The sequence below is a fragment of the Flavobacteriaceae bacterium genome, from assembly GCA_003443635.1.
In the GTDB taxonomy this organism is placed as follows: Bacteria; Bacteroidota; Bacteroidia; order Flavobacteriales; family Flavobacteriaceae; genus AU392.
In genome coordinates this window covers 2894939-2917202 of record CP031964.1, presented here as the reverse complement: position 1 = coordinate 2917202, position 22264 = coordinate 2894939, and the positions used below count along the sequence as shown (strand labels likewise).

Annotated in this window: 22 protein-coding genes and 1 other RNA gene; 8 read left to right on the top strand and 15 right to left on the bottom strand. The window is 29.0% G+C overall.

Annotated features, from left to right (window positions below; all coding sequences use genetic code 11):
* Nucleotides 1–63 precede the first annotated feature (63 nt).
* The 6 genes from D1817_13400 to D1817_13375 form a co-directional block, all read right to left on the bottom strand.
* Complete coding sequence (locus D1817_13400) at nucleotides 64–717, bottom strand: phosphoribosylanthranilate isomerase (GenBank protein ID AXT20834.1); 654 nt, start codon at nucleotides 715–717, stop codon at nucleotides 64–66.
* Nucleotides 717–1499, bottom strand: coding sequence for an indole-3-glycerol phosphate synthase TrpC (gene trpC, locus D1817_13395; GenBank protein ID AXT20833.1), 783 nt, complete (start codon nucleotides 1497–1499; stop codon nucleotides 717–719). The genes D1817_13400 and trpC overlap by 1 nt, the downstream gene beginning before the upstream one ends.
* Entirely contained in the window at nucleotides 1496–2488 is a 993-nt protein-coding gene (gene trpD, locus D1817_13390) for an anthranilate phosphoribosyltransferase (GenBank protein AXT20832.1), read from the bottom strand. The genes trpC and trpD overlap by 4 nt, the downstream gene beginning before the upstream one ends.
* Before the next feature lie 28 nt (nucleotides 2489–2516).
* Complete coding sequence (locus D1817_13385; protein AXT20831.1) at nucleotides 2517–3080, bottom strand: aminodeoxychorismate/anthranilate synthase component II; 564 nt, start codon at nucleotides 3078–3080, stop codon at nucleotides 2517–2519.
* A gap of 5 nt (nucleotides 3081–3085) precedes the next feature.
* Entirely contained in the window at nucleotides 3086–4489 is a 1404-nt protein-coding gene (locus D1817_13380; protein ID AXT20830.1) for an anthranilate synthase component I family protein, read from the bottom strand.
* 321 nt (nucleotides 4490–4810) lie between these two features.
* A complete protein-coding gene (locus tag D1817_13375; protein ID AXT20829.1) occupies nucleotides 4811–5272 on the bottom strand; it encodes a MarR family transcriptional regulator in 462 nt (153 codons plus the stop codon).
* 158 nt (nucleotides 5273–5430) lie between these two features.
* Between D1817_13375 and D1817_13370 the strand changes: the two genes are divergently transcribed.
* The 4 genes from D1817_13370 (at nucleotide 5431) to D1817_13355 (ending at nucleotide 7423) form a co-directional block, all read left to right on the top strand.
* Nucleotides 5431–5955, top strand: a complete 525-nt coding sequence (locus tag D1817_13370) for a TlpA family protein disulfide reductase (GenBank protein ID AXT20828.1) — start codon at nucleotides 5431–5433, stop codon at nucleotides 5953–5955.
* 4 nt (nucleotides 5956–5959) lie between these two features.
* Entirely contained in the window at nucleotides 5960–6580 is a 621-nt protein-coding gene (locus D1817_13365; protein AXT20827.1) for a thioredoxin family protein, read from the top strand.
* Between the two features lie 107 nt (nucleotides 6581–6687).
* The gene (locus D1817_13360; protein AXT20826.1) at nucleotides 6688–7002 is read left to right on the top strand and encodes a rhodanese-like domain-containing protein; all 315 of its coding nucleotides are present in this window, start codon (nucleotides 6688–6690) and stop codon (nucleotides 7000–7002) included.
* Between the two features lie 10 nt (nucleotides 7003–7012).
* A complete protein-coding gene (locus D1817_13355) occupies nucleotides 7013–7423 on the top strand; it encodes a rhodanese-like domain-containing protein (GenBank protein ID AXT20825.1) in 411 nt (136 codons plus the stop codon).
* Between the two features lie 69 nt (nucleotides 7424–7492).
* On the opposite strand, the gene D1817_13350 is transcribed toward D1817_13355, so the two are convergent.
* The 3 genes from D1817_13350 to D1817_13340 all read right to left on the bottom strand — a co-directional run bounded on the left by D1817_13350 (nucleotide 7493) and on the right by D1817_13340 (nucleotide 10364).
* Nucleotides 7493–8365 (bottom strand): UTP--glucose-1-phosphate uridylyltransferase, encoded by an 873-nt coding sequence (locus tag D1817_13350; GenBank protein ID AXT21290.1) that lies wholly within the window; start codon nucleotides 8363–8365, stop codon nucleotides 7493–7495.
* A gap of 177 nt (nucleotides 8366–8542) precedes the next feature.
* Nucleotides 8543–9244 carry a DNA-binding response regulator gene (locus D1817_13345; GenBank protein ID AXT20824.1) on the bottom strand — a complete coding sequence of 234 codons (702 nt, stop codon included), beginning with the start codon at nucleotides 9242–9244 and terminating at the stop codon, nucleotides 8543–8545.
* Complete coding sequence (locus D1817_13340; protein AXT20823.1) at nucleotides 9237–10364, bottom strand: GHKL domain-containing protein; 1128 nt, start codon at nucleotides 10362–10364, stop codon at nucleotides 9237–9239. Before D1817_13340 ends, D1817_13345 begins: the two co-directional genes overlap by 8 nt.
* 215 nt (nucleotides 10365–10579) lie before the next feature.
* On the opposite strand from D1817_13340, the gene D1817_13335 reads away from it, so the two are divergent.
* Both D1817_13335 and D1817_13330 read left to right on the top strand, forming a co-directional pair.
* Nucleotides 10580–11452: an ABC transporter ATP-binding protein gene (locus tag D1817_13335; protein AXT20822.1), complete on the top strand. Its 873-nt coding sequence runs from the start codon at nucleotides 10580–10582 to the stop codon at nucleotides 11450–11452.
* Between the two features lie 22 nt (nucleotides 11453–11474).
* A complete protein-coding gene (locus tag D1817_13330) occupies nucleotides 11475–15035 on the top strand; it encodes a hypothetical protein (GenBank protein AXT20821.1) in 3561 nt (1186 codons plus the stop codon).
* A gap of 210 nt (nucleotides 15036–15245) precedes the next feature.
* On the opposite strand, the gene D1817_13325 is transcribed toward D1817_13330, so the two are convergent.
* Together D1817_13325 and D1817_13320 are read right to left on the bottom strand one after the other, a co-directional pair.
* A complete protein-coding gene (locus D1817_13325; protein ID AXT20820.1) occupies nucleotides 15246–15476 on the bottom strand; it encodes a hypothetical protein in 231 nt (76 codons plus the stop codon).
* A gap of 578 nt (nucleotides 15477–16054) precedes the next feature.
* Nucleotides 16055–17404 (bottom strand): hypothetical protein, encoded by a 1350-nt coding sequence (locus D1817_13320; protein ID AXT20819.1) that lies wholly within the window; start codon nucleotides 17402–17404, stop codon nucleotides 16055–16057.
* A 509-nt stretch (nucleotides 17405–17913) separates the two neighbouring features.
* On the opposite strand from D1817_13320, the gene D1817_13315 reads away from it, so the two are divergent.
* Nucleotides 17914–18672, top strand: coding sequence for a hypothetical protein (locus D1817_13315; GenBank protein ID AXT20818.1), 759 nt, complete (start codon nucleotides 17914–17916; stop codon nucleotides 18670–18672).
* 185 nt (nucleotides 18673–18857) lie between these two features.
* Here the strand turns inward: D1817_13315 and ssrA are convergent.
* Nucleotides 18858–19251: a transfer-messenger RNA gene (gene ssrA / locus D1817_13310) on the bottom strand.
* A 183-nt stretch (nucleotides 19252–19434) separates the two neighbouring features.
* Here ssrA and D1817_13305 point away from each other — a divergent pair.
* A complete protein-coding gene (locus tag D1817_13305) occupies nucleotides 19435–20640 on the top strand; it encodes an alanine dehydrogenase (GenBank protein ID AXT21289.1) in 1206 nt (401 codons plus the stop codon).
* Nucleotides 20641–20645: 5 nt separating this feature from the next.
* On the opposite strand, the gene D1817_13300 is transcribed toward D1817_13305, so the two are convergent.
* The 3 genes from D1817_13300 to D1817_13290 are packed head-to-tail and all read right to left on the bottom strand — an operon-like array spanning nucleotide 20646 to nucleotide 22261.
* Nucleotides 20646–21143 carry a hypothetical protein gene (locus D1817_13300; protein ID AXT20817.1) on the bottom strand — a complete coding sequence of 166 codons (498 nt, stop codon included), beginning with the start codon at nucleotides 21141–21143 and terminating at the stop codon, nucleotides 20646–20648.
* Between the two features lie 27 nt (nucleotides 21144–21170).
* Nucleotides 21171–21533, bottom strand: a complete 363-nt coding sequence (locus D1817_13295) for a glyoxalase/bleomycin resistance/extradiol dioxygenase family protein (protein ID AXT20816.1) — start codon at nucleotides 21531–21533, stop codon at nucleotides 21171–21173.
* On the bottom strand, nucleotides 21530–22261 hold the full coding sequence (locus tag D1817_13290) for a hypothetical protein (GenBank protein ID AXT20815.1): 732 nt from the start codon (nucleotides 22259–22261) through the stop codon (nucleotides 21530–21532). The genes D1817_13295 and D1817_13290 overlap by 4 nt, the downstream gene beginning before the upstream one ends.
* Nucleotides 22262–22264: the final 3 nt, after the last annotated feature.

Genomic DNA, 22264 nt, shown 5'->3' with positions numbered 1-22264 from the left:
AAGACAGGAACCTGTTTAATTTTAATTAATTTATAATGGATTCCGCATCCATATTTCACAAGCTCAGTGTTTGGTGCGGAATGACAAATTTTGCTTAAATTCTTTTAATTTTTCTATATCTTTTAATCCTGCTTCAATTTCAAATTTACTGTTTACATCAATAGCGTAGCAATATTTTGATTCTAAGCTGTTTAAAAATACCTTAAGTTGTTCAATTTCATTAACTCCTATTCCACCACTTAAAAAATAAGGCTTTGTGGATGGATACTCTTTTAAAACACTCCAATCAAATACATATCCGTTTCCACCAGGATGTTTTCCTTTAGTATCAAACAAATAATAATTACAAACGTTTTCATAAGGCTCTAAAATCGAAAAATCAAAATTATCTTTTATTGAAAATACTTTAATTATTTCAATAGATTTTTTGGTTACTTCTTTATAGCAACGTTTTAATTCTAAACAGAATTCTGGCGATTCTTCTCCATGTAATTGTATAGCTTGTAAATGATATATGTTAGTTTTTTCTAAGATTTCTGAAATAGAAGTATTGACAAAAACCCCTGTTTTTTTTATATTTGAAGGAAACTTAGAAATATCCTGATCTATGAATCTTGGTGATTTGTCATAAAATATAAAGCCAAGATAATCTGGTTGCAATTCTGCAACTTGACTAATGTTATCCTGATACTTCATTCCACAAACTTTTAATTTCATCATTCTAAATCTTTAATAAATAATTTAGCACTATTACCAGCATTATTTGTTTTCATGAAATTTTCACCTATTAAAAACCCTTGAAATCCATAAGGCTTCAAATCTTTAATGGTTTCAATATTAGAAATTCCACTTTCAGATACTTTTACAAAATCATCAGGAATGAGTTTACTTAATTTTTTACTTGTATCTGTGCTTACATTAAAGGTTTTTAAATCTCTATTATTAACTCCTAACATATCTAAACTTGGCATCATTGCTTTTAATAACTCTGCTTCATTATGTACTTCTAAAAGCACTTCTAAATTTAACTGTTTAGCCAATTCTGAAAACTGCTTGATTTCTTCTCTTTTTAAGATAGAAGCTATAAGTAAAATAACATCGGCACCATAAGCTTTAGCTTCTAAAATTTGATATTCATCTATAATAAATTCTTTACGGAGTAAAGGTAAATTACAACTAGCTCTAGCTATAGTTAAATCGTCCAAAGAACCACCAAAATATTTACCGTCAGTTAATACAGACATTCCACAAACTCCAGCATCTTCATAGCCTTTTGCAACATCGTTTACATTCAGATCTTGATTAATTACAGATTTAGATGGAGATCTACGCTTATGTTCGGCAATAATACCTGTATTACTATTTCTTAATTTCTTTGCTAAAGAATTAGTAGTGCGTTCAAATAATACAGATTGCTCTAATTGTAAAACAGGAATTAATGCTTTTTTTAACGCAACTTCCCTATGTTTATCGGCTACTATTTTATCTAAAATATTCATTTACTTAATTCAATTAACTTATTTAAACTGTTTTTAGCTTTACCAGATAGAAGAGATTCTTTTGCCATTTCAAAACCTTCATAATGGTTAACCTGTTTAGAAGTTGCAATTGCTAACCCTGCATTAGCACAAACTACATTGTTTTGCGCTTGAGTGCCTTTACCTTCTATAACATTTAAAAATATATTGGCAGCTTCTTTAACAGTAGAACCTCCAAAAATAGATTCTTGGTTTATTTGTTTGACTCCCAGATCTTCAGGATCTAGAATAGTTTCAGAATTATTAGTAATGACCTTAGTGCCTCCTGTTAAAGAAATTTCATCATATCCATCTAAGGCGTGAACAATTGTATAATTCTTATCTGTGTCTTGATACAAATAACCGTAAAGACGTAAAAGTTCTAAATTAAAAACGCCTACCATTTGGTTTTTTGGAAATGAAGGATTTACCATTGGTCCTAACATATTAAAAAATGTTTTTACACCTAATTCACGACGAATTGGAGCAACATTTTTCATTGCTGGATGAAATAAAGGTGCATGTAATACACAAATTCCTGTTTCTTCTATAGTTTTTTTAAGGAAACTATTATCATTAGAAAACTTAATACCTAAATGCTCCATTACATTAGAAGATCCACATGCAGAGGATACTCCATAATTACCATGTTTAGCAACATTAACTCCTGCACCGGCTGTTACGAATGAAGATAGAGTGGAAATGTTAAAAGTATCCTTGCCATCACCACCAGTACCACATAAATCGATAGCATTAAACTCTTTTAAATCTACAGGAATACAAAGCTCCAATAGAGCATCTCTAAATCCTCTAAGCTCTTCTAATGTTACACTTCTCATCATATACACGGTTAAAAACGATGCGATCTGACTTTGATTATAATCTCCTTTAGAGATGTTTACCAAAACTTGTTTTGCTTCTTCGCTAGAGATGCTTTCGTGGTTTATGAGTCTGTTTAGTATCTGTTTCATATTTGTTTTCCGCTAAGGCATATCTTTTTTAGTTCTCAATCCAATTTTTTAATATTTGTTTACCGCTTGGTGTTAACACAGATTCAGGGTGATATTGTACACCTTTAACATCATAAGTTCTATGCCTTAAAGACATTACTTGTCCATTTTCGTCAAACGAAGTTGCTTCTAATTGCTCAGGTAGATCAACATCTATTACCCATGAGTGATAGCGTCCGACTTCTATTGTTTTATCAAGACCATCAAATAGATTTTCGTCATCAACAGTAATATTTACTGTAGTGGATACACCATGATATACAGTATCTAGATTTATTAAAGTACCACCAAAAACTTCTCCTATGGCTTGTTGACCCAAACACACTCCTAAAATGCTTTTTGTTGGAGCATAAGTTTTTATAATTTCTTTTAATAAACCTGCTTCATCAGGAATTCCAGGCCCAGGAGAAAGTATTATTTTATCAAATACTTCAACATCCTTTAATGTTAATTTATCATTTCGTTTTACAATAACATTGCACTCTAAATCTTCTAAATAATGTACAAGATTATAAGTAAAACTATCATAATTATCTATAACTAATACGTCCATATGTTTTAAATGTCTTTAGCTAGTTCTATTGCCTTTGTTAATGCGCCTAACTTGTTATATACTTCTTGTAATTCATTTTCTGGATTTGATTTAGAAACTAAACCGGCACCAGCTTGCCAATGTAATTGATGATTTTTACTTAAAAAAGTTCTGATCATAATGGCGTGATTAAAGTTGCCTTTAAAATCCATAAACCCAATAGCTCCACCATAAAAAGCACGACTTGTTTTTTCATATTGTTCTATAAGCTGCATTGCTCTGTGCTTAGGTGCACCACTTAGTGTACCAGCAGGAAACGTATCTGCAACTACTTGTATGGTAGATACGTTGTCGTGTTTTTTACCAGTAACTTTACTTACTAAATGTATTACGTGAGAGAAAAACTGTACCTCTCTATAAGTATCTACTGTAACTTCACTTCCATTACGGCTTAAATCGTTTCTAGCCAAATCTACTAACATAACATGTTCTGCATTTTCCTTTTCGTCAACAGCAAGTTGTTTTGCTAATTCGGCATCCTTTAAATCGTTACCTGTACGCTTAAATGTTCCAGCAATAGGGTGTATTTCGGCTTGTCCATCACTAACTATTAATTGTGCTTCTGGAGAACTTCCAAATATTTTAAAATCACCATAGTCAAAATAAAATAGGTAAGGAGATGGATTAACACTTCTTAACGCACGATATACATTAAATTCGTCGCCTTTAAACTCTTGTGAGAACTTTTTAGATAATACTAATTGAAAAACATCTCCACGAGCACAATGCTTTTTAGCTAGTTCAACATGATTTTTATATTCATCATCAGTTAAATTAGAGGTAATTTTTCCATTAGTTGAAAATTGATAAGATGCAAATTGCTTCGCTTTTATAAGCTGATGAATATCTTCAATATTACTTTCAGAATTATAACAATGTGCAAAAATATAAGCTTCATTTTTAAAATGGTTTATAGCAATTATATTCTGGTACACGGCATAGTAAATATCTGGAATCTCTATAGAGTTGCTTTTTTTAGAAATTTGAACATCTTCAAAATAGCGTACCGCATCGTAAGCCATATATCCAAAAATACCATTGTTTATAAATTTAAAATCATCATTTGAATCAGCCTCAAAACGTTTTGTAAATTCATGGATTTTATCAGTGACTTCAACACTGGTTTCTATATCGCTTGAAGTGATACTTCCATCAGGGAATGTTTGCGTAATTATCTCTTTATCAATTTTTATTGAAGCAATAGGATTAAAGCAGATATATGAAAAAGTATTATCGTTAGCATGATAATCACTACTTTCTAATAAAATGCTATTCGGATATTTATCTCTTATTTTTAAATAAATACTTACTGGTGTAATTGTATCTGCAAGTATTTTTTTGTGATGTGTATATAAATTAAATGTCTTCATTTATGCTGAATTTATTTCAGTATCATTTTTAATTATATTCTAAAAAATAAGTTTAGAATAAAAAAAAGCTTGTCGTGAATGACAAGCCTTAATATTTTTAGTTTTAAATATACAATAGGATTAGTTCACGAAAATTACGTTTCGAGAGCTCCACCACCAAGTATAATTTAAAATTGTATTCATTTATTTCCTATAAATAGGTCACAAAGATAAGAAGCTATTTTTAATTTTCAAATTATATAAAAAAAAACTTCCGTTTCAAGTCGAAACGGAAGTCTAGCTCATTACTTGAGTGGCTATTAATCGAGTAATAAGAAAGTACTAATTGCTATTTTGTCTTATCTTCTCTAAAAAATCATTTAAAATAATGAGCTCTTGAGAAGTTAAGTTTTTGGTTACTTCTTTTTCGGTGTTGTCAATTAATTCCTCAATACTAGATAAAAAACTTAATCCTTCTTTAGTTATTGAGATTGAAACTTTACGTCGGTTATCTTTATCTAAAACTCTTGTAACATACTGTTTCTGTTTCAACTTATCAATTAACCGAGTTGTATTACTCATTTTATTAACCATTCGTTCTTGTATGGTAGCTAGAGTGACACCTTTTCCTTTCTGACCTCTTAAAATACGTAACACATTAAATTGTTGTGTTGTAACATCGTGAGGTTTTAATGCTTTTGTTAAGCTATTAAAAACGAAACCGCTAGTATACATTAAATTAACTACTGTTTTTGTAGTAAGTGGTAGTGTTTTGTTGGTTTTTAAATCATCTTCAATGCTCATAAAGCATACAACTGTTGTAGGTACAAACGTATGATATTTTATGATAATTAATATAAGTAATGTTAATTTTTTTATAGTTTTTTGTTAAAATGAAGTATAATATCGATATAATGTAAAATCTAATAAAAAAGGAAATTTATATTTCTTATTTTTATATAATGAGGTTATTTAAATTAATAATATTTTTTGTGCTTGTGTCTTGTGGAAAGACTTCTGAAGTAAAAACAGTTACGTCTACGTTAGCACCTTTAAATCAAAGTTTAGAACTTGAAGTTTATGATTTTGATGGTTTAAGCCCATTAATAAATAAAAATGATAATAAAACACATATAGTGAATTTTTGGGCAACTTGGTGCTTACCATGCATTAAAGAATTACCTTATTTTGAAGCAATAAATAAAAAATACCTTTCTGAAAATGTTGAAGTACTGTTAGTAAGCTTGGATTTCCCTAATCAATATGAGAAAAAACTAAAGCCTTATATTCTAGAGCATAATCTAAAATCTAAAGTTGTAGCCTTAAATGATACGGATATGAATTCGTGGATTCCAAAAATAGATGAAGAATGGACAGGAGCAATCCCTATGACAATTATATATAATAATAAAGAGCGTAAATTTTATGAACAATCTTTTACATATGAACAATTAGAAGAAGAATTAAAACAATTTATAAATAACTAAAAAAATGAAAATACTTAAAATTATTCCGATAGTAGCTTTACTATTATTAGTAAGTGCTTTTACAATTAATGATAAAATAACAAAAGTTAAAGGTTATAATATAGGAGATATAGCTACAGATTTTAAATTAAAAAATATTGATGGAAACATGGTGTCATTATCAGATTATGATGATTCAAAAGGGTTTATTGTAATCTTCACTTGTAATACATGTCCTTATGCTGTAGCTTATGAAGATCGTATTATTGCGCTTGATAAAAAGTTTAAATCTAAGGGTTATCCTGTAATAGCAATAATGCCAAATAATCCTAATATAAAACCAGGAGATAACTTTAATGCTATGAAAACTAGAGCAAAAAGTAAAGGGTTTACATTTCCATATTTAATAGATGAAGGACAAAAAATATATCCGCAATATGGGGCTACTAAAACACCACATGTATATGTATTAAAGAAAACAGAAAAAGGGAATCAAGTAAAATACATAGGAACTATAGATGATAATTATCAAGATGCTAAAGCTGTTAATGTAAAATATGTTGAAGAAGCAGTAGAGTCATTGCTTATAGGAAAAGAAATAAAAGAAAAAACAACACGTGCTATTGGTTGTTCAATAAAAGTTTAAAAAACAAAAGTCGAAATGTAACATTTCGACTTTTTTTACGTCTATAGTATATATCACAAAATAATGTTAATTTTGTGATATATAATTAAAGTAGACATATAATAAATATGGCAGATTTAAGTCAAAATGAGTGGACAACTCAACTAGAAAATGATACTAATGCGATCATTTTAGATGTAAGAACAGATGTAGAAGTTGAGGAAGGAATTATTCCTGATGCAAAGCATATAGATATTTACCTTGGACAAGGGTTTATAGATGAAATTGAAGAATTAGACAAGGCTAAAAATTACTATATATATTGCAGATCAGGAAATAGAAGTGGTCAAGCATGCAATATAATGGAAGAATTAGGGTTTGAAAATACATATAACCTTATTGGTGGATTTAATGAATGGGAAGGAGAAGTGACCAATAATTAAAAAATAAGTCATGAAACGTTTCTTTTTTTTATTATTTTTTATTGTACTATTAAGTATGAATTTTAGTTGTTTTCAATCCACATCAAATAACAGTGTGGTAGAAGTTGTTTCTGCAGAAGAGATGCAAGAAATTACTCAATTAGAAGATGTACAATTAGTAGATGTGAGATCTGCAAATAAATATGAATCTGGGTTTATTGCAAACGCACAGAATATAGATTATTTATCTCCTACTTTTGATGAAGAAATCGAGAAATTAGATAAATCTAAACCTGTAGTAGTATATTGCGAAAAAGGAGGGAGAAGTGCTAAATGTGTTGAGAAAATGAAAGATGCAGGTTTTATAAAAATTTATGAATTAGATGGAGGTATAGCTAAATGGAAATTTAAAGGCTATGAAGTAGAAGAAACTACACCATAATTAAAAAAATAAAACAAAAATAAAAAAACGCATAATTTTAAAATTATGCGTTTTTTTATTTTTACTAAATTATGAGTTCCATAGAGGTGAAGGGTACTTATTATTAGTAGTAAGTTCAGCTAAGGTCTTTACAGCTTCATTTTTATCATCATAATAAGTTACTCCAAACCAATTACTATTAGAGGGGATAACATTAATGTCAATTAACCCATTTGCCATCATTTCTTGGGCAACAAAAGGCAAATAAATTTCACTTTTCTCCAAGTTTTCAGGAACATTTAAGAAATCAGAAAAATAAGTTTCTATATAATCAAAGATCATAGGGTTACAAATCCAAAAATTCATAGATACTATAGTATCTGGATCTAGATTTTTATTAGAATCTTCATCAAATATATTTCCTGAAACCTCTTGTATTTTGGTATGCTCTTCAATGGAAACTAAAGTGCCATCATTTTCAAGACAAACACCTCTGGATACAGAACCATGTTCTGATAAAGTATCTTTTAAATTATAACCTACAATTGCATAAGTAGTATTAGAATTATTATTTTTCACAAAATTAGAAGCTCCTACAAAAGCAGGTTTTCCATAATAATCATCTGCATTAATAATTACAAAATCTGTATTAATTATATTTCTTGCTGTCCAAACAGCATGTGCTGTTCCCCAAGGTTTAATGCGCTCAGTATTAAGAGTTACACCTTTAGGTAAATCGTTAACATCCTGTATTAATACATCTAACTTTATATGTTTGGGTAAACGTTCAGATAAATAGTTCTGTAAAAATTCTTGATTGGCAGCTTTAGTTATAATTACAATATGATCGAAACCATTTTCTATAGCATCAAAAATGCTAAACTCCATTAAAAACTCATCTTTAGGGCCAAGTTCATCGAACTGCTTTAATTTTCCGTAACGACTCCCGCTTCCAGCAGCCATAAGTAATAAAGTCATATATTTAATTTTTGTCTGTGTAAATTTGATTATTAAATTAAGTCAAAGAAAACAATAAAAATAAGAAGTATACTATTTATTACAAATTTTCAGAAAATTATTTAAAATAGATTGTAGTCGTTAAATATGTAATTTAAATTTTATATTGTTAAATGTAATGATTCAAGAATTATAAAGTTTACTAATACTACTTTTATAAGTTTGTCCGATAGGGATTTTATGGTTTTCAATTATCATACGATTCCCTTCTATTTGCTTAACTTTATCTAAAGCAATAATAAATGATTTGTGAACTCGTAAAAAATCATCTTTAGGTAACAATTCCTCAAAAGCTGATATCTTTTCGTGACTTACGATCATTTCATCTTTTAAAAACAATTTAGTGTAATTACCATAAGCTTCAATAAATAAGATTTCATCTGAAATAATTTGATGGTATTTTTTATCACCTTTAATGAAAAAGCGATATTTCTCTGCTTTTGTGGTAATAATTTCTTTTGTGTTTGATTGTGTTTGGGTACCAATAACTGTATTTACAGCTTTTACAAGACGTTCAAAACTAAAAGGCTTTAGTAGATAATCTGAAACATTTAATTCAAAACCTTCTAAAGCAAACTCTTTATAAGCTGTAGTTACAATTACTTTTGGTGGATTAGTTAATGTTCTTAAAAAATCAAACCCTTTTAGTTTTGGCATGTTCAAATCCAGAAACATAAAATCTATAGTGTTACTATTTAAAAATTGCATAGCTTCAAGTGCATTGTAGCAATGCTTTTCTAATTGTAAGTGTGGGAGCATTCCGCAAAACTCTTCAATAAGCTCGTGTGCTAATGGTTCATCGTCTACAATAATATATTTAATCATTCTTTGTGATTTTTAAATCTACAGTAAAAGTATTCTCTTTTTCTATAATTAATAATTTATGATTTTTAGGGTAAATTAAAGATAATCGATGTTTTAAATTTTCTAAACCTATACCTTTTTCTGGGTTAACTTCTTTTGGGTCAAAGTTATTTTCAATGGAAAAATGTATTTCTTTATCATCACTTCTTAAATTCATTTTAACATAGGCATTTTCAGTTAAAGATTCAACACCATGTTTTAATGCATTTTCTAATAAAATAATAAATAATAAAGGTGCAATAGTATCATTCTCAACAATTGTATGTTCAAATTGAATCATCACGCTTTTATGATATCTTATTTTATGCAGTTCAATATAGTTCTCTAGATAGATGATTTCTTCTTTAAGAGGAACTGTATCTTTTTTGCCTTCATATATGGTATAACGCATCATTTCAGATAGTTTTAAAATGACTTCCGGTGCTTGTTTAGAGTTTTTAATTGTTAATGCGTATAAATTATTTAAGGTATTGAAAAAGAAATGCGGATTTACCTGTGTTTTTAATAACGATAATTCAGCTGTAATTTTTTCTGCTTGTAGTCCTTTAACCCATTTCCATTGCTCATAAACCCAGAGAAAGAAAAATATAGGGGCAGGAATAATAAATAGTAATAAGATATCTTCTTTACGACTTGTATAATTTTCAAAACTTCCTGAAAATAATCGATAATATAAAAACACACCAAATGCGAAAGCATAAACTCCTAATATAATCCATCGATATTTTTTAAAGAATTTTGGAGTTAGAATATAAACACTGCTTAAATAAAAAACTATTAAGAAGAGTATGACTAACGGGTTATCTGGGGTGCCACTATTAGCATCTAATATTAATACAATAATTAAAAAAACAATTAATGCTATAATCCTATAAACAATCTTTATATTCTCTTTAAAATAAGGCAGCTTATAAATCGTCATAGAGATCAATATCCAGTAAAACAGAAAACCTAGAATGTTAGTAAGTATGTCATCTTTGTCAATAAGGATAACGCCCTTAGCCGATAAAATCAAAATCAAAACCCAAGTGATTATGAACCCTATAATAAATGCCTTATATTTTTTTATAAATGCTAACATGATTCAAAAGTAATTAGGTTATGTTGGCTTACCAAGTAATTTGACAGACACTATTATTATCAACATAAATCTACCTCTTTTTGATATGAACACTATTTCATATTGATTGTAGAACTGTATGATTTTATAATCTCCGGATACATCATCTTTATTAAAATGTTTTTGAGTTTGAATTTAGGTTTGCTTCAAAGTTTAATTATTAAAAGAAAGCAAATATGAATACTCTACAAATTACCAATCTAACCAAAACATACCCTAATGGTGTAAAAGCTATAAACGATATCTCTCTGACTATTACTAACGGTATGTTTGGTTTGTTAGGTGCAAACGGTGCAGGCAAATCATCTTTAATGCGTACTATCGCTTCACTGCAAGAACCCAGTTCTGGATCAATTTCATTTAATAATGAAGACATTGTCTCTAAACCACAATATGTTCGTGAAAACCTAGGCTATTTACCACAAGAATTTGGAGTATATCCAAAAGTTTCTGCAGAAAAACTTCTTAACCATATGGCAGTTTTAAAAGGTATTACAAATAAGAAGACACGTAAAGATCAAGTTGAAGCACTATTGCAACAAACGAATTTATTTGAGCATCGTAAAAAAGCAGTGCATACATTTTCCGGAGGAATGCGCCAACGATTTGGTATTGCACAAGCGTTATTGGCAAACCCACAGCTTATTATAGTTGACGAGCCAACTGCCGGATTAGATCCTGAAGAACGTAACCGATTTTTAAATTTATTAAGTGAGATAGGAGAAAATGTTATTGTGATCCTGTCTACACATATAGTAGAAGATGTACGTGATTTATGCAAGAATATGGCAATCCTTTCCAAAGGAAAAATTATAGCTAAAGGAAACCCTTCAGAATTAGTACATACTATCGAAAATAAAGTATGGAGTAAAATCATCCAAAAAGAACATATCGATGCTTATAGAAAAAGTTTTAATGTGATTTCTGCAAAATTAGTTTCAGGAGAAACACAGATACGCGTATTAGCAGATTCAAGACCCGAAGAAGGGTTTCAACAAATCACTTCCAATTTAGAAGATCATTATTTTGCTACTGTAGCTGCTAATTAATCACCATCAAAAAACACAAATTATGTTTAATCAATTATTACGTTTTGAAGCACAATATCAATTAAAACAACGTGCTTTTTTATTATTTTCTGCATTGTTCTTATTCTTAGGTTTTCAATTAGGAAGGCAAGGTTATGGAAGGGGAACTACTATATATAATACTTCACAAGCTATTAGTGAAATCACAGGAATATTCACCTTAGGAAGTGTATTTATTATTATGTTTTTTGTGATAAGTGGTGTGTTACGAGATAAGCAATTTAATATGCACCCTATTATTTTTAGTACATCAATCAAAAAAAGATATTATTTTTTAAGTCGATTTTTGGGTGTCTTTGCAATAAGCACCATGACTTTTAGTTTTTTTCTAATAGGATTTGCAATAACAACGCTTCTGCCAAATTTAGATCCTGAATTAGTGAATCCGCTTAATATAGCCCATTATTTATGGACATTACTAATTATAGTTCTTCCGAATATATTTATTAGCTCTTCTATTATTTTTTCGGTTAGTATTCTAACTAAAAATAATGTAGCTACTTATGTGAGCGCTATTGTAATATATGTATTGTATTTTATTTGTTCTATTTTCTTAAACTCTCCAATAATGGCACAATCTGTACCTGCCTCTGCTGAAGGTTTGGCATTAGCAGCATTATTTGATCCTTTTGGGATTTCAGCTATGTTTGAGCAAACACAATTTTGGACACTCTTTCAAAAAAATACGCAATCATTAGTTTTTTCGGGTTATTTTATGTGGAACAGAATTCTTTGGCTATCTATTTCTTTATTAATATTATTTACTACTTATAAATTGTTTTCTTTCAGAATAGCACGTCAGAAAGTAAAAAAAGTAAAAACCATCCAAAATAAGAGCATAAAGAAACGTATTTATCAATCTGTCAAGGTTTCAATTAATAGAAAATCTAATATCAAAGCTTTTATAACCTTATTAAATATAGAATTAAAAAATGTCTTTAGAAGCCTGCCTTTTATAGGGGTTATGATATTATGGGTTGTTATTGTAATTACTGAAATTTACTCTAGAATCGTTGAAGGTGGAGAATACAACGACAGTCTATATCCATTTACCAATCTGTTAATGGAACGTCTCACTGAACCATTATTTGTATTAGGAATCATTTTAGTCATTTTTTACAGCGGAGAAGTTGTTTGGAGAGAACGTAATCTTAATTTTAATGGTTTAGTTGATGTTACACCAACGTCTAATAGCGCTTTCTATTTATCAAAATTTGTAACCTTACTATTGCTGCCTGCTTTTTTAATACTGTCTGGAATTTTAGTTTCTATAGGGTTTCAAATTTCAAGAAACTATTACAATTTTGAATTGATTCAATACTTGTCTTTATTTTACAACCCTGGAATAACATTTGTATTTTACAGCCTGTTAGCTTTATTTGTACAAAGTATTGTTCGTAATAAATATATAGGAATGGGAATTACGGGATTAATTATCATTCTGTTCGGAACTCAGTTTTCGTCTTTAATAGGCATAGAACATCCGTTATTACTTATTGGAAAACTTCCTGGTTTGAATTATACCAATATGAATGGTTTCAATGGTATTACAAAACAATACAATCATCTTAGTATGTATTGGCTGGCATTTGGAACAATATTATTATTCTTATCATTTAAGTTATGGAAACGAGGTACTATTTCCAGTACTACTTTTAAAGTAAGACAAGTAATTTCGAATTGGAGTAAAAGAGATACGATAATAGGTGTTTGCTTATTAATTATGTTTTTAAGTTTCGGAACAATGACCTTCTACAATACTAATATTGTAACAACATACAGATCATCTCAAGATGTTTTAGATTACAGAGAAGCTTATGAGCGTAAATTTAAAAAGTATGAACATTTAGAAGGCTTATTTCCTGTGGATATTTCTACTAAAATAGATTTATATCCAGAAAACCAAAGTTATAGAATAGCTGCAGATTATATACTTACTAATAAGAATACAGTGGGGTTAAATCAACTATTTATTACAGAACGGGAACCATTAAAATCAATACGAATTGAAAATACGACACTCATAGAGCATGATACTGTTTTTGGTACTTATTTATTTCAGTTTAATGAAACGCTCCAACCTCAAGATAGTATACAATTTGAATATGTGATTGAGAAAGAATATAAAGGTTATGAATCTGGACAAGAATTAGTTGAAAACGGAACGTATCTTATGTACTCAGAGTTTGAACCTGTTTTAGAATATAGGAATGGGTTTGAAATTACAAACTCTAAAGAACGTGAAAAGAGAGGATTACCAGTTCGAAAAGAAATAGAGGTTTCAGATACTCATATCCAAAATACAGATAGTTATATAGGGCGTGTTAATTACGAAGCTCTTATCTCAACAGAAAATGACCAGACGGCAATTGCTCTTGGAATATTGGTGAAACAATGGAACTCAGAAAATAGAAATTATTTTCATTATAAATCAAATGAACCTGTTATTCCTACAATAGGATACTTTTCAGCAAAATACGATCAAAGTAAGGCAATGCATAATGGTATTACTATAGAACAATACTATCATCCTGATCATAATTTTAATCTTGAGCGTATTACGGAAAGTACGAAGCAAACATTGGATTATTGTATTACCAATTTTGGAGATTATCCTTTTGATCATATCCGTATTGCAGAGATTCCAAGTCATTGGGGTTTTGGAGGATTTGCGCATCCAGGCACCATAAGTATGGTTGAAGATCGTTTACACCTTGTAGACTTAAGAAATGTAACTGATTTTGATTTAGTAGCTAAACGAACCATTCATGAAGTAGCACACCAATGGTTTGGGCATATCTTATCTCCAAAAAATGTTGATGGAGGCTCTATTCTTGTAGAAGGTTTAGCAAAATATGCAGAAGCTGTTGTAATGGATCAAATGTATGGAAAGTCAGCAATTTGGCAATTGAGCAAAACAGCTAATGAATTATATTTTAGGGGAAGATCTTTTGAGACTGAGTATGAACCTCCATTATATCAGGTAAGCGGGCAAAGTTATTTGTCATATGGAAAAACTCATACCGTGTTATTAGCTTTAAGAGATTTAATAGGAGAAGACAAAATAAACATAGCCATTAAAAACATGGTAAACAAACATAAAAAAGAAATAGGGTTACATGCTACATCTATAGAGTTTTTAGAAGAATTATACAAAGTCGCTCCGCAAGCATATCATACATTAATTGATGATTGGTTTAAACGTGTAATAACCTATGATTTATCGGTTGAATCATCATCATATAAACAACTAAATAATGGCACATATGAAGTAAGTATTAAGGTGGATGCCAAACGTTTTCAACAACAAAATAATGGAGATATTAAAGAGGTTACTATGGATGAACCTATTCAAATAGGTGTTTTTGCAGCACATCCTGGTAATGTGAAAAAAGAAAATGTTTTGTATTTAAAATCACATAGAATAAATAAAAATCAAATGGAATTTAAGATTATTGTAGATGAGCAGCCTACACACATTGCTATCGATCCGTTTGGTTCACGATCTGATGAAGATTATACAGACAATATATTGTCTATATAATAGATATAAGCGAGTAATTAACTTGATAAAATATAATAAAAAGAGGACAGCTTTAATATATTAAAGCTGTCCTTATCTTTGTGAAACCTATAGATATAACATCTATAAGTTTCTTGTTTGATAGATATAATCTCTATAGAAGAGAATTAAAATATAAAAGAAGGAAGAGTAAGCCCACTACTTTTATTATAATCGAACCTTGTCAAATAATTAAATCACACAACATAATCCATTCTGTACTATGCCAGTACAAGATTGATTAGCTGGTCTTTCAAATCCACAAGGTCCACCTTCAAAACCAATCCAACGATGAGGCTCAATATTAGCGAGACAACCAGTTAATAAACATTCGTCTGATTCACCACATCCAAAGAATCCTCCATTAACCATTTTTTGTTGATTTTTGTTTAAGATCTTTCCTAATTTTTTTAAATTTTTCATAATTAAAAGTTTTAATATTTATTTAAAACTGTGAACATTTAATGGCATTCACAGTATATGCCAATTCTTCGCGAGAGAATATTGTTAAACAAAACATATAAAATGCTTGCTTATTTTTTAAAAAGATTTATGTAATTTAAAAAAGAAAACAAAAGTAGGGAGGCTTGTTATTATTTATAGAAGAGATTAAGGAGTGACTAGTTAATATAGAAATAACCAATTAATACAAAATTGTCAATTCCTTAATCTCAATAATATCCATAAATTAATGATTAAATTACAGTAATATCAATAACTAATTTATATTTAAAATTACTTATAAAAATAGAATTTATATTACGGGAAAGCCTCTAAATGATTGCAGTAAAACCTTACTATTCAGTTATTTAGTATGTTTTGGTTTAGGGTTTTAACAAAAGTTTATGTGTTAAGTGTTAAAAAAATGAACAGTTCATCGAAGTGACATTAACCATTTAACAAAAATAATACAATCTCTAAGCTTATTCTGATAAATCTATATTTCGATTTATTAGCACGTTGCTGTTTAAGTTTTATATTGAAACTTAATATTTTACTTGTTATATTTTAGATTTTATCTCTTTTGCTATATCTATAGGATCCTTAATCTCTTTTTCGTCTAGATTAACAAGGTCATACATTTTTTCAGAACTTTTAATAGTATGCTCCAGTATTTTATCCATTGCATTTAAAATTTTACCTCTTGCGTCATCATCATTATTTATTTTAAGAACTGCATTTAAACTACCATCAATAGAATCTACATATCTTTTACGCTCGTGAAATATAAATATATTTTTCAATCGATTATTTATTTGATTTATAAATGTAATCACCAAGGTAAAAGATATTAAAATAGGTGACACATAAAAAATCCATTGTATGGTGCTCGTATCTTTGGTTAACTCTAATCGAAAAACAGAATAATTATCATATACATAGTAAATAAAAAATATGATACAGAATATTACAAGTAACAAATAAACAATACATAAACTATATTGTATTTTAATTTGACTGTTCAAATAGGTGTTAGGTTTTTTTAAGCTTTCAATTGTTTCTTCAATATTTTTAGAGGTCTTTGTTTTTCTTTCTGCCTCGTCATCCTTTTCTTTTTGAAATTTCTGTTTATCTAAGTTTAGTTTTGCTTTTTCAATTTCAATCTTATTAATTTCTTCATCTGTTATTGATGCTTCCTCTAATTGCTGATTTTTTTTAGTAAGTTCTTCTTCTAATCTTTTAATTTTTATTTCAGCTTCATTTTCAATGTTCTTAGATTTAGTTTGTAAATATATCTTAGGTACGTTTAATGCAAATTGCAATTCATTGTTTAAATATAAAATACCCGTAAGTTTCGCGTCTCTAAGATTTGCGCCTCCAAAGTACGCTTCTCTAATATCTGCATTTGTAAGATCTGCTCCTATAAGATTTGCTCCTGTTAAGTTTACTTTTGAAAGGTTTGCGTTTGAAAGATTAGTTCCATTTAGATCTAAATCTTCAAGATCTAATTTTGGAAGAAATGCATTTTTAAAAACTGCATTTTTAAGAATTGTACTTTTAATAAATGCATCTCTAAATATTGCATTTGTAAGATTTGAAAATGAAAGGTTCGAATTTGTAAGATCAGCACCTTTAAAATCTACTCCTTCAAGGTTTGCTCTAGTAAAGTTTGATCCTTTAAGTTTTGACATTGAAAGATCTGCTTTTATAAGATCAATACCCTTAAAGTCTGCTCCTACAAGGATTGCCTTTTCAAGTTTAACTCGTTTAGGAAAATTGTTTTTTGATAAATCGTGAAAAGATAAATTTGCTCGCTTACCTCCATTACTATAACGTTCTCTCCAGAGCTGATGATCGTCTATTACTTTAATTAATTCTTCATCTGTAATAGTTTTATATTCTATTTCCATACCAAAACTAAATTTTATGCTCTAAAATAGAGAATTTTCTTAATTAAAAGATGTAGTCCATTGTTCTCCTTCATCTAAAAATTTTATAAAACTATACGCTAACACTAAAACCTTATAAAACCATTAATCCAAAAATCGAATATTAGAACTTAACAAAACTTAACATTCAGAAAAACTAACCCTAAGAATATCTAACATATTAAAGCAATAATCACAAGGTTATACCAAAGGCAAACAACCTATAATTAAATAGTATTCAAAAATAATTACTTCAAAAAACTTCAGTCTAAAACGGTCACATTACGGTCACAAAACTCACGATTTACTATGAACATAAAATAAATAGATTGAAAAGGGATTACTGACTCTATGAAAAGAAAATGTAATAAACGAAATTCTAAGATTATACTAAAGGTAGATTATCTTAAAAGGGAGAGTGTAAATAAAATAGTCGATATTAGAAGCTTTAAAATAGTATGTTTGTTAGATAAGTACTCTAAATTTAAATTATGAGAAAGAATTTCTATTTAATAATCACTAGCCTTGTCATTGTTTCATGTTTAAGATACTCAGATCATTCAAAAACATTGGAAGAATACTATGACAATGGAATCCCTAATATAGAAAGTGAATGGCAATCGAGTGATTTAATTGAAACTATAGAAGTTCTAAAAAAAATGAAACAGATAGATTCGTTCCCATTACCAAAATTTAATAGTAAAAAATCATCAGGGCTTTATAATAAAATAATCGAAGAAATACCTAAAATAGATGTACTAGATTCATTAAATGTATCTTTTCAAACTAACCAATTTAGGCAATTCAGAAACGTTATTATAGAACTGATATTTCTTTATGGGGCAAAAGCAAAAGAGCAAATATATTACAGTTATGAGGCTATTCAACTAGAGAGACTAATAGTAGATCAAGGAACAAAGGGTGTTAGTTTAGCAATTAGATACCCTAGTATCTCAAAAGAATCAGATCTCTATAAAGATTCTTATGAAAAAATGCAGAATGGCTATTTTACAATCATTGAAGCTTCTTTAAGGGTAAATCAGTCTCATCATAGGTATAGCTTAGAAGATAAAATTATATTAGCTGAAACGACTTCTAATAGTATACAGTTTATATGGGAGTTACTTGATATAGAGTATCAGGTCAAAATTCACAATCAAGTAAAAGAGGCTATTAAATATGCAGATAATGATGAAACTAGAAATATACTAAACGATCTGGATTTAATATTACAAAAAAAGAGAACATAACACTTTCTTTTATTTTATTCAAATGTTTGAGTATTTTAGCAAGACATATCAAAGGTACAGAGTTTTTAGATTAAGCTTTAAATGTTAGTAAAAGTTATAAATTTTTAAATTGTTGACTATTGGTTGTCTAAAGTGTAATAAAATAAACCTCAACATGTTAATAATTAAATAGTTGAGGTTTATTAATGTGGAGTCGCCGAGAATCGAACTCGGGTCCAAACAAGCTACCAAAGAGCTTTCTACACGTTTAGTTTTTTATTTATTTTTGATTATAAACTGACAAAAAACAGCCTATTTATAACTTAGCTTTTTTAGTTTCAAATAATATCCAAAGCATATACTATTCTAGGTTTACTTTTACGATGTCTCTAATTAGAACGCCGTTAACCAAGGCTTTCAAGAGACATTTAGCATTCCTACCTTGTAGGACGAGGCTAATCTTACTATAATTCAGATTATGCAGCTAAAGCGTAGTTATTCTCGCCGTTTAAATTTTGACTTAGCCTTTTACGTGTTTCAAAGTCATTACACGACGTGCTTACCGTTTAATACAACCTGCTGTCAAAACCAGTCGACCCCTTGTATGTATCGTAGCGTTTTTTAAAGATATTTGAGATTAGGCTCTAGTAACTTAGATAAACTAAAGAATATCATTTAAATTTTTAACGCAGATGCAAAGTTATTAAAAAGTTTGTATAAGCCTATAAATCCAACTATTTTCGTGTAAATCTTATACCAATATTTATAAATAATTAGATGAGTATTAAATTTGCGATAATCAAAGAACGTAAAAACCCACCTGATCGCCGTGTGGTATTTTCTCCAGAAAAATTAAAAGAAGCTGCTTCACAGTTTCCAAATGCTATTTTTAAAGTTGAACCTAGTGATATTAGAGTGTTTTCGAACAATGCATATAAAGCACAAGGTTTTGAAGTAACTTCAGATATTAATGATTGCGATGTTATGATTGGGGTGAAAGAAGTGCCAATTGAAGCTTTGATTTCGAATAAGAAATATTTTTTCTTTTCACATACGATTAAAAAACAACCTTATAATAGAAAATTGTTACAAGCAGTACTTGATAAAAATATTGAGATGTATGATCATGAAACTATTGTTAGAGAAAATGGATTACGATTAATCGGTTTTGGACGTTACGCTGGACTTGTTGGTGCTTATAATGGTTTTAGAGCTTTAGGATTGAGAGATGGATTGTTTAATTTACCTAAAGTAGAAAACTTACCTGATTTAGATGCAGTAAAAGCAGAATTAGATAAAATAACATTGCCTCATATTAAAATTCTATTATCAGGTACAGGAAAAGTAGCCCGAGGTGCAAAAGAGATTTTAGATCATTTAAAAATTAAACAAGTAAGTGATGCCTTGTATTTAACATCTAGATTTACTGAACCTATATATTGTTTAATAGATGTTATGGAATATAGTAAGCGTGTGGATGGTAAAGTAGGTAATACATCAGAGTTTTATAAAGATCCAAGTGGTTACGAAAGTAACTTTATGCCTTATGCTAAAGAAACCAACTTTTTTATAGCAGGTCATTTTTATGGAGATGGGGCACCATACTTATTTACTAAAGATGATGCTAAACACCCTGATTTTAAAATTAACCTTATTGCAGATATTTCTTGTGATATTGATGGACCAATAGCCAGTACAATTAGACCATCAACAATTGCAGAACCTTTTTACGGTTATAATTCGCAAACTGAAACTGAAGTTGCGTATGATACTAAAGATGCTATTACCGTTATGGCGGTTGATAATTTACCTTGCGAACTTCCAAAAGATGCAAGTGAAGGTTTTGGAGATATGTTTTTAGAACATGTTATTCCAGCATTTTTTAATAATGATAAGGATGGCATTTTACAACGTGCAAAAATTACAGAAAATGGAAAACTCACAAAACGATTTTCTTATCTACAAGATTATGTGGACGGAAAAGAATAATAACTTTAAAGCCTAGAATTAATATAGCTTTCTAATTTACCTTTATCATCAAGTTTAATATACTTTTCGAGATATTTAATTTTACCTAAAGCTTTTCTGTTTTTTTTATAATAAGTAATCAAGCTTTTAATACCAGCAATATTACCTTCAACTTCATTAGAAGTGTCTCCAGTTTCTATGGCATATTTTGCCCAACCTCCTATAAAAATCATATAAAAATCATCATTATTAGTAACATCGGAAAACTCGCTATTTATAGAAATAGAAATATTAGGAGCTCCTAAAATCCATTCTAATAAAAAAATATTTATTTTTTTTCTTTTCTCTTTATGCTTATTTGTCGGAGCAGCTACGAGCCAGTTTAAACTTTTAACAACCTCTTTTTCGTAAGTAGAATAATCTTTTGGAGTTTCTAATTTGTAATCTTCAGGAAAATCATATTGTTGCGGATATGATGTGATTGATACAAAAAATAAAATAGTAGTGTAAAGAAAAGTTTTCATTTGTTGGTTGAGTTGGTTAACAATAATTTATTCTACAATAAATATCGCATTATTATTTAAATCATAAAATCCAAATTCGTTAGTATTCCATGGTGTGTTTAAGCGAAGCTTGTCTTTACTTACAGTCCCTCTATTTACAAACTCTTCAAAAATAAACTGGATATCTTTAACAAAAATTTTAATCACAGACCCTCCAAGTAAAGGATCATCTTTGGTATCGGCATGCCATTGTAAATGAATAAATAGATGGTCTCGTTTTAAAACGGCATACATACTATCATGGGATATAGATTCAAAACCTGTATATTGTTTATGCCAGGCAATATCTTTTTCTATATCTAGGGAAGGTAAAACTGGTGTAATATGTCTGAACGAAAAATTTGTTGTCATTTTTCAACTTTTTTTAAATGCTCATCTATACGTATAAGTATTTGTTTAGCATTAATATTATAAGTTTTAGTAAGATTTAAATGATTTCCAGCAGCCAAAACACTATGAGCAGCCACACGCTTTCTATAATCTTCACTTAAAACAAAATATTCAATCATCTCTTGGTTAAATTTACCCTGAAATAAATCTACAAACCAAGGAAATTGCTTAAAATCATTAAAGTTAGAAAGAATCTCATTTTCCATACGCTCATTACTTTTATTTATAAGAGGAATTAATTGTGAATAAATCTCAGTAATATCTGCTATTAAACTATCGTTTTGTGTAGATTGTTTTTGAGATATGGTTTTTAAACGCTCAAATCCTCGAGTTTGGATAGTGAAAGGTTGGTATACAGTAATTAAGCCCATGCATTGTAAACATTCTTTATAATTGTCTAAAGAAAGTTCTTTATTTATAATTTTTTGACTGTATTTTTGATTATCCTCATAAAAAGCAATAATACGAGATGCAGATGTAGTATCAATAATCATATCATTGGAAATATCTTTTAGCGCATTATTGAGTTCAATTTTTTGAGCTCGTTTTTCATTCCAATTGTTCGCTTGCAATGCTAGTAAAATACCTATGGTTACCAGAGCTATTTCGCCAATAGCATATAGTAAGTAATTTCTAAATTTATTTTTAGAAAGAAATTGCTGTCGTATTTTTCTAAAGATAGTTATCATAAG

Excerpts from the sequence above, each read along its gene's own strand:
- trpC (AXT20833.1), bottom strand. The coding sequence starts at position 1,499 with ATGAATATTTTAGATAAAATAGTAGCCGATAAACATAGGGAAGTTGCG.
- trpD (AXT20832.1), bottom strand. The coding sequence starts at position 2,488 with ATGAAACAGATACTAAACAGACTCATAAACCACGAAAGCATCTCTAGC.
- D1817_13380 (AXT20830.1), bottom strand. The coding sequence starts at position 4,489 with ATGAAGACATTTAATTTATATACACATCACAAAAAAATACTTGCAGAT.
- D1817_13365 (AXT20827.1), top strand. The coding sequence starts at position 5,960 with ATGAAAATACTTAAAATTATTCCGATAGTAGCTTTACTATTATTAGTA.
- D1817_13400 (AXT20834.1), bottom strand. The coding sequence starts at position 717 with ATGAAATTAAAAGTTTGTGGAATGAAGTATCAGGATAACATTAGTCAA.
- D1817_13300 (AXT20817.1), bottom strand. The coding sequence starts at position 21,143 with ATGAAAACTTTTCTTTACACTACTATTTTATTTTTTGTATCAATCACA.
- D1817_13350 (AXT21290.1), bottom strand. The coding sequence starts at position 8,365 with ATGGCTGCTGGAAGCGGGAGTCGTTACGGAAAATTAAAGCAGTTCGAT.
- D1817_13345 (AXT20824.1), bottom strand. The coding sequence starts at position 9,244 with ATGATTAAATATATTATTGTAGACGATGAACCATTAGCACACGAGCTT.
- D1817_13385 (AXT20831.1), bottom strand. The coding sequence starts at position 3,080 with ATGGACGTATTAGTTATAGATAATTATGATAGTTTTACTTATAATCTT.
- D1817_13290 (AXT20815.1), bottom strand. The coding sequence starts at position 22,261 with ATGATAACTATCTTTAGAAAAATACGACAGCAATTTCTTTCTAAAAAT.
- D1817_13335 (AXT20822.1), top strand. The coding sequence starts at position 10,580 with ATGAATACTCTACAAATTACCAATCTAACCAAAACATACCCTAATGGT.
- D1817_13320 (AXT20819.1), bottom strand. The coding sequence starts at position 17,404 with ATGGAAATAGAATATAAAACTATTACAGATGAAGAATTAATTAAAGTA.
- D1817_13315 (AXT20818.1), top strand. The coding sequence starts at position 17,914 with ATGAGAAAGAATTTCTATTTAATAATCACTAGCCTTGTCATTGTTTCA.
- D1817_13370 (AXT20828.1), top strand. The coding sequence starts at position 5,431 with ATGAGGTTATTTAAATTAATAATATTTTTTGTGCTTGTGTCTTGTGGA.
- D1817_13355 (AXT20825.1), top strand. The coding sequence starts at position 7,013 with ATGAAACGTTTCTTTTTTTTATTATTTTTTATTGTACTATTAAGTATG.
- D1817_13295 (AXT20816.1), bottom strand. The coding sequence starts at position 21,533 with ATGACAACAAATTTTTCGTTCAGACATATTACACCAGTTTTACCTTCC.
- D1817_13360 (AXT20826.1), top strand. The coding sequence starts at position 6,688 with ATGGCAGATTTAAGTCAAAATGAGTGGACAACTCAACTAGAAAATGAT.
- D1817_13340 (AXT20823.1), bottom strand. The coding sequence starts at position 10,364 with ATGTTAGCATTTATAAAAAAATATAAGGCATTTATTATAGGGTTCATA.
- D1817_13330 (AXT20821.1), top strand. The coding sequence starts at position 11,475 with ATGTTTAATCAATTATTACGTTTTGAAGCACAATATCAATTAAAACAA.
- D1817_13375 (AXT20829.1), bottom strand. The coding sequence starts at position 5,272 with ATGAGCATTGAAGATGATTTAAAAACCAACAAAACACTACCACTTACT.
- D1817_13325 (AXT20820.1), bottom strand. The coding sequence starts at position 15,476 with ATGAAAAATTTAAAAAAATTAGGAAAGATCTTAAACAAAAATCAACAA.